Genomic DNA, 15,418 nt, shown 5'->3' on the forward strand with positions numbered 1-15,418 from the left:
TATCCAAGAATCATACCACTTTTTTTGATTATATCAACCCATCCAGCGCTAAATTTACCATGAATACATCAACCGCAGGCTCCCCCATAAATCCCAGCAGCCGGCCGCTAGTATAATTCTTAATAATATGGCGCACTTCCTCTTCTGTCATTCCTCTGTCCTTTGCAATCCGCGTTACCTGATACTCGGCTGCCTGGGGCGTGATGTGAGGGTCTACACCACTACCCGAACCAGTGACCAGATCCATAGGTATCTCCTTCTCATTCCCCGGATCCAAGGAATGCCACCAGTCAATCCGTTCCTGTACCAGCTTTTTCTCCTCTTTGCTGACTGGAGAAAGATTGGAGACTCCCGCTGGCCTTCCCACCAGATATTCCGTCTTTGTGAAGCTTTGGGCAAGGAGTCTGGAACCCATTTCTATTTTTGTACCATCTTTTTGATGCACGGCAATGATACTGCCATTTGCCTGGTCCTTGAACACAAGCTGGGAAATCCCTGTAATGGCTGCTGTATATAGAGCGCCGCAAAGAACCGTCATAATGCCAAAGCAAATGAGTGCTGGCCTTAATTCCTTTCTGAATTTCATAGGTAAACACCTCCTTATACCAGCCCGCTGGCTGTCAAAAGCATATCAATTATCTTAATAGCCAGAAATGGAGCTGTGATTCCCCCCAGTCCATAGATCAATAAGTTTCTTTGGAGCAGCTTACCGGCTGGCAGTTCACGGTATTTGACTCCCTTTAATGCCAGAGGAATCAACGCAATGATAATGACAGCGTTATAGATAATGGCTGAGAGCATGGCACTGGAAGCACTGGTCAGTCCCATAAAATTAAGGGTTGAAAGCTGAGGATAGATACCGAAAAACAGCACCGGTATAATGGCAAAATACTTTGCCACATCGTTTGCCACACTGAATGTAGTCAGAGAGCCTCTGGTCATTAACAGCTGTTTTCCTATCCGAACGATGTCAATCAGCTTTGTGGGACTGGAGTCTAAGTCAACCATGTTTCCGGCTTCCTTTGCCGCTTGTGTGCCTGTATTCATGGCAACGGCAACATCTGCCTGGGCCAGAGCGGGAGCATCGTTAGTTCCATCTCCTGTCATGGCTACCAGATGGCCTCCTGCCTGATACTCCCGGATAAGGGCAAGCTTTGCTTCCGGAGTTGCCTCGGCAAGGAAATCATCCACCCCTGCCTCCGCTGCGATAGCCGCTGCAGTCATTGGGTTATCTCCGGTTATCATAATGGTCTTAATGCCCATGATTCTAAGGTCCTCAAAGCGTTCCTTTACTCCGTTCTTTACAATATCCTTTAAATGAACCACGCCAAGGACCTGGCTGTTTTTTACTACCACCAGAGGGGTTCCTCCAGAGCCGGCAACCCGTTTCACCAGCCGTTCACATTCCTCTGGATATCTGCCGCCCTTTTTTATTACATACTCTTTTACCGTATCTGCGGCTCCTTTTCTAATCTCATTTCCCTGATAATCAATTCCACTCATCCTTGTTTTGGCTGTAAACTCTACAAAAACTGCATCAAGCCCGGAAAGCTCCCTGCCCCGTAATCCAAACCGTTCCTTGGCAAGCACTACTATGCTTCTGCCTTCCGCCGTTTCATCGGCTAGGGAGGATAGCTGGGCGGCATCTGCAAGCTCCTGTTCTGTCACACCGGGAACCGGAAGAAATTCGCTGGCCTGACGGTTTCCTAAGGTAATGGTTCCTGTCTTATCCAGCAGCAATACATCCACATCTCCAGCCGCCTCAATAGCACGGCCGCTCATAGCCAGAACATTGGCCTGATTTAATCGGCTCATACCTGCGATTCCAATGGAAGAAAGAAGGGCGCCGATGGTGGTAGGGGCAAGGCATACCAGTAGAGCAATGATGTTGGTAAGGGAAATCGCCGTGCCAGAACCTGCCTGTTTGCTTGCAAAATTTGTAAAGGGCAATAAAGCCGCCGTTACCACCAGAAAAATTATGGTTAAGGTAATGAGAAGAATCTGAAGGGCAATTTCATTGGGCGTCTTTTTTCTGGCTGCCCCTTCTACCATTGAAATCATCTTATCCAGAAAGCTTTCCCCGGCTTCTGCCGTCACCCTGATGATGAGCCAGTCGGATACCAGGGTAGTCCCCCCGGTTACTGCACTTCTGTCCCCTCCTGATTCCCGGATCACGGGTGCCGATTCCCCGGTAATGGCACTTTCGTCAACAGAGGCTGCTCCTTCTATGACTTCTCCATCCATTGGAATCTGCTCGTTCCCTTTCACGTATACAATATCCCCTTTTTTCAGGGTATTGGAAAGGACTTCTGTGTAATCAGAAAGGTCAGCAGCATTCTTAAGCTTTCTGGCCTTTACATCCTTTCTGGCACTGCGAAGGCTGGCTGCCTGGGCCCTTCCTCTTCCCTCTGCTATGGATTCTGCAAAATTAGCAAAGAGTACCGTAAACCATAGAATCAGTGAGATGGAAAGGGTATAGCCGGCCCTTTCATCGCTGATTCCAAAGAAGGAGAGAATATAGAACCCTGAGGTCATGATGGCCCCAAGATAAACCACAAACATCACCGGATTTTTTACCTGGGTGCGGGGAGACAGCTTTTTAAAGGACTGTCTGATGGCATCTACAAATATACTTTTTTTACTTTCTATCATTTCCATATTATCACCTTCTGTTATCTTGATGTTACAAAATCAGCAATGGGGCCAAGTGCCAGAGCAGGTAAAAAGCTAAGTGCACCCACAATCAGGATAACTCCGATCAAAAGGCCGATAAAGGTTACGTTGCTGGTTGATAAGGTTCCTTCACTGGAAGCTACGGTCTTCTTCTTTGCCATATTACCAGCAAGGAATATGGCAGCGCCCATGGGAATAAAACGGACCAAAAGCATGATGAGACCGCCGGTTACATTGGTAAACACTGTATTTCCGTTAAAGCCTCCAAAGCTGCTTCCGTTGTTGTTTGCCATAGAGGAAAAGGCGTACAAAATCTCTGAAAATCCGTGGGCACCTGAATTGGTAAGCCAGGTGGCCGCCTCTGGCATACAGACTGCTGCTGCCGTTCCAATGAGGGTCAAAAGCGGCGGTGTGAGAACGATCAAACACACCATCTTCATATCAAACGGTTCCACCTTTTTCCCTAAATACTCCGGCGTCCGCCCCACCATAAGCCCGGCGATAAATACCGTTAAGAGCACAAATGCCAGCATTCCATAAAGGCCACTTCCCACGCCTCCGAATACAATTTCCCCAAGCTGCATGAGAAACATGGTGACAAACCCTGCCATGGGAGTCAGGCTGTCATGCATGGCGTTAACAGAGCCATTGGAGGCGGCTGTCGTGACCACAGCCCATAACGAGGATCCTCCCACTCCGTGAATCACTTCTTTTCCCTCCATGCTTCCAGAGGCAGCCACTCCATTCCAGACAGGGCCAGCCAATTGCTCGCTCATGGTCGCCACCAGCAATGCGGCAACAAAGAAAATCATCATGACAGCATAGACGGTGCGCCCCTGCTTTCTGTCCTTAACCGCCTTTCCAAAGCTGACACAAAGGGATGCCGGTAGGAGAAGTATGGATAACAACTGAATGAAGTTTGATAAAATCGTAGGATTCTCCAGAGGATATGCAGAGTTCATTCCAAAGAAGCCGCCGCCATTGGTGCCAAGCTGTTTCATAGCGATCTGACTGGCTGCAGGGCCAAGAGGAATCACCTGTGCTGCCCCATGTTCCAGTGTGGAAACCTCTTTATATGGTTCAAAGGACTGGACAACGCCCTGAGAAACCAAAAGAAGAGCAATTACGATGGAAAGAGGCAGAAGAATATAAAGCACGCTCCTTGTTATATCCTCCCAAAAGTTCCCCAGAGTGGTTGTTTGCTTCCATATGAACCCTCGAATCAGCGCGTAAATAACGGCGATTCCAGTGGCCGCTGATACAAAGTTCTGAACCGTCAGGCCCAGAAGCTGGGTCAGATAAGACAGAGTGCTCTCCCCGGAATACGCCTGCCAGTTTGTATTGGATACAAAGCTTGCCGCCGTGTTAAAGGCCAGATGCCAGCTGGTTCCCTTCATTCCCTGGGGATTAAAGGGCAGAAACCCCTGTAAAACCAACATAAGGAACAGGAATATAAAGCCTGCTGCGCTGAAGAAAATGATGGACCAGGTATACTGCTTTGCAGTCATTTCCTCATGGTCACTCATTCCCATAAGCTTATAAAAATGTTTTTCCACAGGAGTAAGAAACGGACTTAAAAAAACCTTTTGTCCGCTCATTACCTTATGGATATAATTCCCCATTAAAATGGATAATCCTAGTAAAACAGCCACATAAAAAATATCCTGCATGATGATATATTTCATAATTCATCACCTCGAAATAATACGTAAAACAAATAAATCAGCAAGGCAAGGCCAACCATGCCTGTTACTGCTAAAAGAACGTTCATCTTATCATCTCCCTCATATCTCCTTCGTTTCTTCCTCTTTCATTGATGGATGTTGACCCACCACTGAATGATGCAAAGCATGGATAAAACAATGACAAGAATTAAAAGTACCAGTCCAAACCAATCCATAGCTCTCACCTCACGCTTAAATTTTTTAATTAGAAGTCTATCTCCTTACATCTGCAATCATATCAGAAATAGAATCAAAGGGGTGTCAAGATGGAACGGGTCCATGTCAAGAAATTGGCAAGAAAAAAGAGCCTGCTTTGGTTTCTGTTACAAAACCAAAACAAGCTCTTTCTATGCTTTTGTACTTAAATTAAATTTCTTTTCTTACCTCTGGGATAATGCAGCAATCACAAGATGCTTTGCCAACACAGCGGTAGTAACAGCGCCCACCCCGCCAGGAACTGGGGTTGCCATGGAAGCGATTCCTTCCAGGGAATCGAAATCCACATCGCCACAAAGTTTTCCATTTTCATCCACATTGATTCCCACATCAATAACAACGGCACCAGTTCCAACGTAGGAGCCGTCAAGCATCTTTGCCCGGCCTACGGCCGCAACCAGAATATCTCCCTGCTTACAGGTTTCCTTTAAATTCTCGGTACGGGTGTGGCAGATAGTAACTGTGGCATTTTCCTTTAACATCAGCATGGAAAGGGGACGGCCAACCACCATACTTCTTCCAACCACAATTACCTTTTTACCTGTCATGGGGATCTCATTGGCCTTTAGAACCTCAACCACGGCTTCTGCTGTACAAGGTGCAAATCCGGATTCATCTCCTGCAAAGACCTTGGCAATGTTAACAGGGGAAATGCCGTCTAAATCCTTTTTCGGCTGGATCATTTCCTCGATATCTTTTTCCTTAATCTGCTCTGGCAGGGGGCGAAGAAGCAGAATTCCCTGAATCTCAGGATTGTCATTGATTTTAGAAAATTCCCGTTTAAAATCCTCATCGCTGATATCACCTGGAAAGGCAAAGCTTTCTGCCAGAAGGCCGAATGCCTCCATCTTTTTTAAAGCTCCCCGCTCATAGGAAAGATCATCGGGCCGCTCTCCTACTCTTACAATTGCCAGTTTCGGTGTACTTCCTGTCATTCCCTTACAAAGCTCATCCACCTGTTCCCTGATTTTAGCAGATACCTCTGCACCCTTTAATGTTATCACGGCTATTTTGCCTCCTTTATTCTGTCTTTAACGCCGCTTCCACCTGCGTATAAATTTGATCTGCCCAAAGGATTCCTTCCTCTGAAACGTACTGAGCCCTTGCATTTAATTCTCTGGCTTTTTCCCGGTTGACCATTGTTTTTGTATTGATCAAAACGTTCATCTTGGCTCCAAGGAGGGAAGCACGGATCATCTGTACCCCTACTCCCACATCACTGACCGCCAGGCGGCTACCTTTGACTGCCAGAACCTCCATATGATCCAGAGCTTTTAAGCAAAGCTCCATGACTGAAAGAGGCACCTGGGCAGCTGAAACAAGGAGACCTTCCAGGATTTCAGTTTTTTTCGTCTTTTCATCCTCCGTTTTAGACGGAAGGGCATAAGCTTCGGCCAAAGGTGCAAATACAGCTGCATCCTCATCGGCAAGTCTCATAAATTCTTCTCTGATCTGGGAAAGGGAGCGAATGATTGACTGCATCTCCTCTTCCACCTCTGCATACTTCTTTTTTCCCAGAGTTAAATTTACCACCATCTCACCGAGAGCCGTTCCAACCGCTCCTCCAAGACCAGCTGCACCGCCTCCCCCTGGTGTGGGGCTTTTGGAGGAAAGCTGTTCTAGGAAGGAAGAAACTGTAAAATCCTGTATCATTTGTCTATACCGCCTTTCAGACTGAAAATTTTATTTAACATTATATAAGGCTTTCTAAAAAAACACAAGTTTAACTTGTAAGGTGTGGATAGGAAAGATCGTCAAGCTCTGATCTGAGCCTCATATCTCCATACTTTGCCGCAAGGGGAGAAAAGATTCTCACCGTCTCTTCTGCCCGCCTCTTCCAGGTAGCCGGATCTACAAATTCTATCGTCCGCATATTGTGAAGACGGTCCGCCAATGCAATCAAAGCACCGCGGTCATCGGTACATGTTCCTGTTTTTTGAAACTCTTCGTAGGAAAGGAGTATCTCTTTGATGATTCCTTCTTCCTCCCATTCCCCTGCATCATGAAGAAGTCCAGCGCATACCGTCTCTAAGTCTGCCCCCATGTCTGCTAGGAGTATGGCTACCTTTAAGGGATGGGTAATGTATTCCTCTCCGGAATACCGCTTTTGTCCCTGGTGAAAATGAGATGCCTTTTCATATAGGTTTCTCAGTTTTTCCGGTTCATATTCTGTACCATTTTCATTTAACGTATTTAAAAGCTCTTTATAAAGTTCTTCTGGCTCCTTGCAGTTTTCTGTATTTTTTAAAGATAATCCCATGGTGTCTCCTTTCCATGATTGATCACGGATATGAAACGCTCTTAACAGCACGGGAGAATAGCCGAACTGGCTGATAAAGGCTTTGGCAAAGCCGCCATGGGTATCCCAGCCATAATCGAGAGCGACATCTAAGATTCTCCGGCCTCCGGCTATTTCTCCAGCTGCCGCAAAAAGACGTCTCTGCTTTAAGTATTCCATGGGAGACGCTCCCACCTTTTCCTTAAAACATCTGGAAAAATACCAGGGGGAATAGCCTGCCCATGTGCTTAAAGCTTCCACCGTCAGATCTTCTTTTAAATGCTCTTCCATATAGAGGGTACATGACACGGCCCATTCTCCTCTTTTCATTCCGCTGCCTCCTGTAATTGGTTTCCCACGTGGTAACCTGATTATAGCAGAATGAAAAGAGGCTTGCTGCTCCAAATTTGCCTTTTTTATTTTATATTATTCCTTGGTGCATGAATGCTCTGTGTTTTTGTTTATCTATGTGCGGTGGTACTTCGCAGCAGCTTGCGGTCTATTATGATTGTGGAAGGTCTATGGCGAATTATCTATTATGTTTCAAGGACGTTTAGGATAAAATAATCATTTTTTTAGCATCTGTTTATCTCAACTCTTTCTTCATCCAAACATGTGGGCATCCTTCATCAACATGAACTTCGTCCGATGCAATATAACCATTTTTCTTATAAAACTCAGATACTCTGACTTGTGCAGATAATTGGACAGTTCTCCCTTGCATTTTTACAATTTCTTGTTCTGCCATTTTAATCAATTCAGCTCCATAATTCTTGCCTCTGAATTTCTTTAGAACTGCAATGCGTCCTATGACATAGCTTTGTCTTTCATCATTATAATAAAGCCTGCAAGTAGCAACGGGATCAGATGATTCATATATCAAAATATGTGTAGACATATCATCAATATCATCAAATTCGTTTTCAAATCCTTGCTCCTCAATAAACACGCTTCTGCGGATGTATTTTGCATCCTCTGGTAATTGTTCGTACACTTTAATATCCATACTTCTTCCTTTCCAAAAAAATAGGCATCCAAGACTAAATCTTATAGTGTCGAAACACCGTACCTACGATTAAGTCTTGGATGCCTTATAGTCACTCATCCGGTGATGAGTGAAAGCATTTATTTAATTTGTAAATCAGATTATATTATAGTTCCAATATCATGTCAAGAAAGTACTTGCCTTGTCCCCAACAACTTTCGATTTGTGGATATCGATCTCTTACCTGGAATACTAGAATAGGGTTTGTTATTTATAAACCTTTAATAAGGATTCCAGTTTTACAAGCATATCATCTATATGTTCCTTCTCTATGACCAGAGGAGGAATCAGTCGGATCACATTCGTACCTGCGCTGATGATGATGAGCTTCTCCTCCAGAATGGCCTTTTCCGCAATAGGAGCCACGGGTATGGAAAACTCCAGTCCCTGGATTAATCCCACTCCTCTGTGTCCGGTTATAACCGGATACTTTTTAACAAGCTCCTCGACCTTTTCCCAAAGATAATCTCCCACCTCTTTCACATGGTTCACAATATCCCTGTTCTCAAAGATTTCAAGGACCTTTGCTGCCGCAGCTGTTACAAATGGATTGCCGCCGTAGGTGGTTCCATGATCTCCTGGTGCCATGGCTGTGGCAGCCTTTCCTGATGCTAAAAAAGCACCGATTGGCACACCGTTTCCAAGAGCCTTTGCAGCGGTCATCACATCAGGTTTAACCCCGTATTTCTGCCAGGCAAACATATCTCCTGTCCGCCCCATGCCGCACTGAATCTCATCCAGAATAAGAAGCATATCGTGTTCATCACAAAGGGCTCTCACGCCTTTTAAGAATTCTTCTGTAGCAGGATAGATTCCTCCTTCTCCCTGAATCGTTTCCATGATTATGGCACATGTTTTCTCACTGACCAGCGACTTAACACTTTCTAAGTCATTGAAATCTGCGAATTTGATTCCTGGAATCAGAGGCTTAAATGGCTCCTGGTATTTATTATTTCCGGTCACGGAAAGAGCTCCAAGACTTCTTCCATGGAAGGAGTGGTTCATGGCAATGATCTCATGGTCATGGCTGTTATCCTTGTTATAGGCATATCTTCTGGCGATCTTTAATGCCCCTTCAATGGCTTCTGTTCCACTGTTGGTGAAAAACACCTTATCCATCTGAGAAACCTTTAAAAGCCGTTCTCCTGCCTCTACTACCGGTACGTTATAAAACAGATTTGAGGTGTGAATCAGCTTATCCACCTGAGACTTTAAGGCATCGTCATATTCCTTATCATGGTAACCAAGGCCCATGACTGCAATTCCAGCGGTAAAGTCAAGATACTCGGTTCCATCGGTATCGTAAAGATGAACACCCTCTCCATGGTCAAATACCACGGGAAAACGGTTATAGGTCTTATAGATATGTTCTTCTGACTGATCAATATACTCCTGTTTACTCAGCATGATAAAAACGCTCCTCTCCCGGACTAATAATTGCAGTTCCGATTCCTTTATTGGTGAATATCTCAAGAAGCAGGCAGTGTGGGATACGTCCGTCCATAATATGTACCCTGGATACTCCCTCCTTCATGGCATCAATACAGTTTTGAAGCTTTGGGAGCATTCCACCCCCAAGAGTTCCGCTGCCCACAAAATTCTCCGCTTCTTCAATGGACATTTCGGAGATGAGGGAGTCTTTGTCTTTAAAATCCCGGTAGACCCCCTCAACGTCCGTCAAAAAAGCCAGTTTCTCTGCTTTCACGGCTGTGGCAATGGCGCAGGCTGCGTCATCGGCATTGATGTTGTATGTCTTAAAGTCCTCGTCAAAACCAACGGGGCAGATGATGGGAAGAAAATCCTTTTCCAACAAATCGTAGATAATCTGTGGATCTACCTCGGTAATGTCTCCTACAAAGCCGATGTCCTCTCCATTGGAGAAACGCTTTTTGCATTTTAGCATCATTCCGTCTTTTCCGCTGATTCCCACCGCCTTGATTCCAAGCTCATTTACAAGCTGCACCAAGCTTTTGTTCACCCGGTTAAGAACCATTTCTGCAATCTCCATGGTTGGCTCATCCGTCACCCGAAGACCATTCACAAACTGAGGTTCCATACCAGCCATCTCCACCCAGCGGCTGATTTCTTTTCCGCCTCCATGGACGATAATGGGCTTAAAGCCAACAAGCCTTAATAAAACCACATCCTGAATGACCTGACGCTTTAATTCCTCATCCACCATTGCGCTTCCGCCGTATTTCACTACAATGATTTTTTTATTGAATCTCTGGATATAAGGTAGGGCCTCAATGAGTACTTCTGCCTTCTGCATGATGCTTTGATCTAAATCCATAATATTTTTTTCCTCCCTTATTTCCAGTTACGAACGGTAATCTGCGTTGATTTTTACATAGTCAAAGGTTAAATCACAGCCCCAGGCTGTGGCGGTCGCCTCTCCCATTTTGATGTCTGCGGTAGCGGTTACTTCCGGCTCAGATAATATCTTGGTGGCTTCTTCTTCGCTGTAGGGAAGGGCCACGCCATCTTCTATAATTTTAAGCTTTCCAGCTGCGCTTTCAAAATATAAATCTACCTTTTCCGGATCAAACTGTGCCCCGGAATAACCCATGGCACAAAGGATTCTGCCCCAGTTGGCATCGTGGCCGAAGATTGCTGCCTTTGTCAGGCTTGAAGTAATGACTGACTTTGAAAGTGTTTTTGCCTGCTCCTTGGTTTCTGCGCCGATGATCTTCACTTCAAACAGTGCGGTACAGCCTTCTCCGTCTCCTGCCATCTTTTTTGCCAGCGTCTCATTGACTACGTGGAGTGCTTTTAAAAAGGTGTGGTAATCCTCATTTTTTTCTGTGATTTCAGGATTTTCTGCCAGGCCGTTGGCAAGGAGTAGTACGGTATCATTGGTGGAGGTATCTCCGTCAACGGAAATCATGTTATATGTGTCTTTAATGTCCTCCCGTAAGGCCTCTACCAGAAGCTCCTTTGAAATGGCGGCATCTGTGGTAATGAAGCTTAGCATGGTACACATATCCGGATGGATCATACCGGAGCCTTTGCACATGCCTCCGATGGTAACGATTTTACCTCCTAGCTCGATCTGAACAGCCACTTCCTTTTTCACCGTATCCGTAGTCATGATGGCAGTCGCTGCATCGGTTCCGCTCTCTATGGCTCGGGATAAAGCAGGAGCCATAGCTTTAATTCCTGCCCGTATCCGGTCCATGGGAAGCTGCATGCCAATGACTCCGGTGGAAGCTACTAATACGGCGTCTGCCGGAATGGAGAGACACTCTGCGGCTTCCTTTGCGGTTTCCTGACAGTAGGAGTAACCTTCCTGACCGGTACAGGCATTGGCAATTCCTGCATTCACTACAATGGCCTGAATGAATTTGGAATGGTCCACCATTTCCTTATCCCATTTGACTGGTGCTGCCTTTACGATGTTGGTAGTGTAGGTTCCTGCTGCCTTACAGGGAACTTCGCTGTAGATCATTGCCATATCTTTTCTGTCTTTATATTTAATTCCTGCTGCTGTGCAGGATGCTTTAAATCCCTTTGCTGCTGTTACTCCGCCGACGATTTCTTTCATATAATATCCTCCCTGTTCTATGGAAACGTATATCCTGCTTCTATGAGTTTTTCCATTGCTTTTTTATAATTTTCTTTTTTCACCAATATGTAATCCGTTTGAAAGGTTGAGACTGCAAAGATTCCGATTCCATGGTCTGCCAAAACAGTGGACAGTCTTGATAGTATCCCAGTCAGGGAAAAATCCAAAGTTCCCTCAATACGGAACGCCCGAAAACCATCTTCGCGCTCCATGGACTCTTTGGGAACCAGAGCGGTTTCACACACCAGGGAAAGTTCTTCGTCCGTTTTTCCAAAGAACCAAAACTGGGAAGCCTGGATCTCCTGGGTCAGCTCTGAAAACCCGGAGATCTTGCAAACGGTATAATCCCCTTGTATCTCTTTTAGCTCCATCTTACTCCTCCTATGGATTTACCATGGATTTATTTCCTTCATTTAATATATAATCATAGGAATTAGCGTCTTTTCGCAGAGTAAAGCCTAAGTCCTGCCAGAACTTATTTCCCACTTCATTGGAGCAGAACGCAATCAAACTAACCTTGTTGATTCCTTCTTTTTTCAGTCTCAACACGGCCTCCGAAACCATCTCATGCCCCACGCCCCTGCCTCTGTAATCACTGGCTACACATACGTGGTAAAAGCTTGCCTGTCTTCCATCGTGGCCGCTTAAAATGGTACCGATAATCCTGCCGTCTTCCTCTGCAACTACGCTGGTGTCTGGATTTCTTTTTAAAAACCGGTCCACGCCCTCCCTGGAATCATCAAAACTGCGAAGTGCAAAGCCTTTGATTCCGGCCCAAAGCTCATAGACCTTTTCATAATCACCAGGTGTCATGGTTCGAATGATCATCATCTGCTCCTTACTAAATTCAATGTTGTCTTTTATGGAAACATGGGAACCAGCTTAAGACCCTTTTGTTCCGGAAGTCCAAAGAGAAGGTTCATATTTTGAACCGCCTGTCCTGCGGCTCCTTTGACCAGGTTATCCATGGCCCCCATCATAATGACCCGGTTAGTTCTCTGATCCACCACCGCATTCACATCTACGAAGTTGCTGCCTTCCACCCATTTCGTCTGAGGCGTAATGTCATCGTTTAATACCCGGACAAAATATTCCTTCTCGTAATACTTATGGTAAATTTCTTTGATTTCCTCATTGGAGGCCTTTTTTGTAAGAGTTCCATATGCAGTCACCAGAATTCCCCGGTTCATTGGTACGAGATGAGGCGTAAAGCTGATGGTAACCGGATTTCCGGCTCCGTAGGAAAGCTGTTCTTCTATTTCCGGTGTATGTCTGTGAGTTCCTACGCCGTAAGCCTTGATGTTTTCATTGACTTCACAGTAAAGATTATCCACCTTAGCCCCTCTCCCTGCGCCGGAGGTTCCTGATTTTGCATCAATGATGATGCTGGCCGGGTCTATAAGACCTTCCTTTACCAGAGGATATATGCTTAAAATAGAACAAGTAGGATAACAGCCTGGATTGGCGATCAGCCTTGCTTCCTTAATTTTTTCCCTGTTAAGTTCAGGGAGTCCATAAACTGCTTCCTTAATATAATGAGGTGTTTTGTGGACCATTTTATACCACTCTTCGTATACTGCAACGTCTTTGATCCGGTAATCTGCACTTAAATCAATGACTTTTGTCTTTGATAAGATAGTTTCATTCAGCAGAGATGCCAGATAACCCTGAGGCGTTGCCGTAAAGATTACATCTGCTTGTTCTGCCAAAGCTTCTATATTATCATCCAGACAGCTGTCTTCTACGATTTTAAACATGTTCTGATATACAGAAGCGTATTTCTGATCTACATAGCTTTTGGAACCGTACCATATGATTTCCACATCGTCTCTCTGGAGCAAAAGTCTTGCAAGCTCTCCTCCTGCATATCCAGTCGAGCCAATGATACCTGCTTTTATCATATCCATCTCTCCTTTTTCTACCTATCATATTACTTTCATTCTTTGCATAAAAAGCACGTTTCATGCCTTTGGATTTATTAGTTCATAATTATACATCTATTTTGTATATTATGCAAGTTATTTTTAATTTTTATATTTTATGCTTGCATTATACCCGGTTTTGGTGTATATTTATGAAAGTTCAATTAATAAAAATCCATTTAAGGCAGAGGAGGAACATAGAATGAAAGAAAAAGTTATTTTAGCTTATTCCGGAGGACTGGATACCACAGCAATTATCCCTTGGTTAAAGGAACATTTTGATTACGATGTTGTTTGCTGCTGCATCGACTGCGGCCAGGGAAATGAATTAGACGGTCTGGAAGAGAGAGCCAAATTATCCGGCGCTTCTAAATTATATATTGAAGATCTCGTTGATGATTTCAGCGACAATTACATTATTCCCTGTGTCCAGGCAAATGCCATATACGAGAATAAATACCTGTTAGGCACTTCTATGGCACGTCCTGCCATTGCAAAAAGACTGGTTGAAATTGCAAGAAAAGAAGGAGCCACTGCTATTTGCCACGGAGCTACCGGAAAAGGAAATGACCAGATCCGTTTTGAGCTCGGCATCAAAGCACTTGCACCTGATTTAAAGATCATCGCCCCATGGCGTATGACTGATGTATGGACCATGCAGTCCAGAGAAGATGAGATCGAGTACTGCAAGCAGCATGGAATAGACCTTCCCTTCTCCGCAGACAGCAGCTACAGCCGTGACCGTAACTTATGGCACATCAGCCACGAGGGCTTAGAGCTTGAGGATCCGGCCAATGAACCTAATTATGATCATCTTTTAGTACTTGGCGTTTCCCCAGAGCAGGCACCAGATGAAGGCGAATATGTAACTATGACCTTTGAAAAGGGAGTTCCAGTAAGCGTTAACGGGAAAAAGATGAAGGTTTCTGATATTATCACCACCTTAAATGAGCTGGGCGGAAAACATGGAATCGGTATTATCGACATCGTAGAAAACCGTGTGGTTGGAATGAAATCAAGAGGTGTTTATGAAACTCCAGGCGGCACCATCTTATTAGAAGCTCATCAGCAGTTAGAGGAGCTTGTATTAGACCGTGCTACCATGGAAGTGAAAAAAGATATGGGAAATAAATTTGCTCAGATCGTTTACGAAGGAAAATGGTTTACCCCTCTTCGTGAAGCCATTCAGGCATTTGTAACTTCCACTCAGGAGTATGTGACTGGTGAAGTTAAATTCAAGCTTTATAAAGGAAATATCATTAAGGCTGGAACTACCTCTCCTTATTCCTTATACAGTGAATCCCTTGCTTCCTTTACCACCGGAGATCTTTACGATCACCATGATGCAGATGGATTCATTACACTGTTCGGCCTTCCATTAAAGGTTCGTGCTATGAAGATGCAGGAAGCAGAGAAGAAGAATTAAAAAGAAATAAAAAAAGAACAAAAAAAGGGTGCTGCAAAACGGAAAGAATTAACTTTTCATTTTGCATCACCCTCTTCTTATTCCGCTAATTCCTTTAAGGAATCCCCGGTAACCCGGTAAACGGTCCATTCATCCATGGAAACCGCCCCCATGGAACGGTAAAAGTCTATGCTTTTCTGATTCCAGTCAAGACATGACCACTCCAGTCTTCCGCAGTCACGCTCTACGGTTATGGATGCCAGTTTTTTAAGAAGCGCTTTTCCTACTCCAGACCCCCGGTATTCTGATCTAACAAAAAGGTCTTCCAGATAGATGCCGGCTCTTCCAAGGAAGGTGGAGAAGTTATGGAAGAACAGGATAAAGCCTGCCTCCTTTCCGTCTGCCTGGGCCAGAATGACCTCTGCTTTTTTCTGGTCAAATATCCACTCTTCTAAAATTTCCTCTGTTGCTACTACTTCATCCTGTAGCTTTTCGTATTCAGCCAGTTCCTTAATATATTCGAGAATCAATCCTAAGTCCTGTCTGTCAGCATATCGAAAAGTAATCTCCATTTCATTTTCCTCCTGAAT

The 15,418-nt window shown here is 44.8% G+C and carries 16 protein-coding genes; 1 reads left to right on the top strand and 15 read right to left on the bottom strand.

Annotation, left to right across the window (positions count from 1 at the left end):
- Positions 1 to 28 precede the first annotated feature (28 nt).
- The 14 genes from T546_RS0115860 to argC form a co-directional block, all read right to left on the bottom strand.
- The gene (locus T546_RS0115860) at positions 29 to 586 is read right to left on the bottom strand and encodes a potassium-transporting ATPase subunit C (protein ID WP_026892465.1); all 558 of its coding nucleotides are present in this window, start codon (positions 584 to 586) and stop codon (positions 29 to 31) included.
- A 14-nt stretch (positions 587 to 600) separates the two neighbouring features.
- Complete coding sequence (gene kdpB / locus T546_RS0115865) at positions 601 to 2,652, bottom strand: potassium-transporting ATPase subunit KdpB (RefSeq protein WP_026892466.1); 2,052 nt, start codon at positions 2,650 to 2,652, stop codon at positions 601 to 603.
- A gap of 20 nt (positions 2,653 to 2,672) precedes the next feature.
- Positions 2,673 to 4,358 (bottom strand): potassium-transporting ATPase subunit KdpA, encoded by a 1,686-nt coding sequence (kdpA, locus tag T546_RS0115870; protein WP_026892467.1) that lies wholly within the window; start codon positions 4,356 to 4,358, stop codon positions 2,673 to 2,675.
- Positions 4,355 to 4,444, bottom strand: coding sequence for a potassium-transporting ATPase subunit F (locus T546_RS26470; RefSeq protein WP_034599612.1), 90 nt, complete (start codon positions 4,442 to 4,444; stop codon positions 4,355 to 4,357). Before T546_RS26470 ends, kdpA begins: the two co-directional genes overlap by 4 nt.
- A gap of 333 nt (positions 4,445 to 4,777) precedes the next feature.
- Complete coding sequence (locus tag T546_RS0115880; protein ID WP_207641330.1) at positions 4,778 to 5,617, bottom strand: bifunctional 5,10-methylenetetrahydrofolate dehydrogenase/5,10-methenyltetrahydrofolate cyclohydrolase; 840 nt, start codon at positions 5,615 to 5,617, stop codon at positions 4,778 to 4,780.
- 16 nt (positions 5,618 to 5,633) lie between these two features.
- Complete coding sequence (locus tag T546_RS0115885; protein ID WP_026892469.1) at positions 5,634 to 6,266, bottom strand: cyclodeaminase/cyclohydrolase family protein; 633 nt, start codon at positions 6,264 to 6,266, stop codon at positions 5,634 to 5,636.
- Positions 6,267 to 6,336: 70 nt separating this feature from the next.
- The gene (locus T546_RS0115890; protein ID WP_026892470.1) at positions 6,337 to 7,221 is read right to left on the bottom strand and encodes a helix-turn-helix domain-containing protein; all 885 of its coding nucleotides are present in this window, start codon (positions 7,219 to 7,221) and stop codon (positions 6,337 to 6,339) included.
- A 256-nt stretch (positions 7,222 to 7,477) separates the two neighbouring features.
- Complete coding sequence (locus T546_RS0115895; RefSeq protein ID WP_026892471.1) at positions 7,478 to 7,897, bottom strand: GNAT family N-acetyltransferase; 420 nt, start codon at positions 7,895 to 7,897, stop codon at positions 7,478 to 7,480.
- A gap of 246 nt (positions 7,898 to 8,143) precedes the next feature.
- A complete protein-coding gene (locus tag T546_RS0115900; RefSeq protein ID WP_330371938.1) occupies positions 8,144 to 9,343 on the bottom strand; it encodes an aspartate aminotransferase family protein in 1,200 nt (399 codons plus the stop codon).
- The gene (gene argB / locus T546_RS0115905) at positions 9,333 to 10,229 is read right to left on the bottom strand and encodes an acetylglutamate kinase (RefSeq protein WP_026892473.1); all 897 of its coding nucleotides are present in this window, start codon (positions 10,227 to 10,229) and stop codon (positions 9,333 to 9,335) included. Before argB ends, T546_RS0115900 begins: the two co-directional genes overlap by 11 nt.
- A 27-nt stretch (positions 10,230 to 10,256) precedes the next feature.
- Entirely contained in the window at positions 10,257 to 11,480 is a 1,224-nt protein-coding gene (gene argJ / locus T546_RS0115910) for a bifunctional glutamate N-acetyltransferase/amino-acid acetyltransferase ArgJ (protein WP_034599616.1), read from the bottom strand.
- Between the two features lie 17 nt (positions 11,481 to 11,497).
- Entirely contained in the window at positions 11,498 to 11,872 is a 375-nt protein-coding gene (locus T546_RS0115915; RefSeq protein ID WP_026892475.1) for an ACT domain-containing protein, read from the bottom strand.
- A gap of 10 nt (positions 11,873 to 11,882) precedes the next feature.
- Complete coding sequence (locus T546_RS0115920) at positions 11,883 to 12,329, bottom strand: GNAT family N-acetyltransferase (RefSeq protein WP_026892476.1); 447 nt, start codon at positions 12,327 to 12,329, stop codon at positions 11,883 to 11,885.
- Positions 12,330 to 12,361: 32 nt separating this feature from the next.
- A complete protein-coding gene (argC, locus tag T546_RS0115925) occupies positions 12,362 to 13,402 on the bottom strand; it encodes an N-acetyl-gamma-glutamyl-phosphate reductase (protein WP_026892477.1) in 1,041 nt (346 codons plus the stop codon).
- Between the two features lie 223 nt (positions 13,403 to 13,625).
- Between argC and T546_RS0115930 the strand changes: the two genes are divergently transcribed.
- Entirely contained in the window at positions 13,626 to 14,849 is a 1,224-nt protein-coding gene (locus T546_RS0115930; RefSeq protein ID WP_026892478.1) for an argininosuccinate synthase, read from the top strand.
- Between the two features lie 77 nt (positions 14,850 to 14,926).
- On the opposite strand, the gene T546_RS0115935 is transcribed toward T546_RS0115930, so the two are convergent.
- Complete coding sequence (locus T546_RS0115935) at positions 14,927 to 15,400, bottom strand: GNAT family N-acetyltransferase (protein WP_026892479.1); 474 nt, start codon at positions 15,398 to 15,400, stop codon at positions 14,927 to 14,929.
- Between the last annotated feature and the right edge of the window lie 18 nt (positions 15,401 to 15,418).

The sequence above is a fragment of the [Clostridium] aerotolerans DSM 5434 genome (genome assembly GCF_000687555.1).
In the GTDB taxonomy this organism is placed as follows: Bacteria; Bacillota; Clostridia; order Lachnospirales; family Lachnospiraceae; genus Lacrimispora; species Lacrimispora aerotolerans.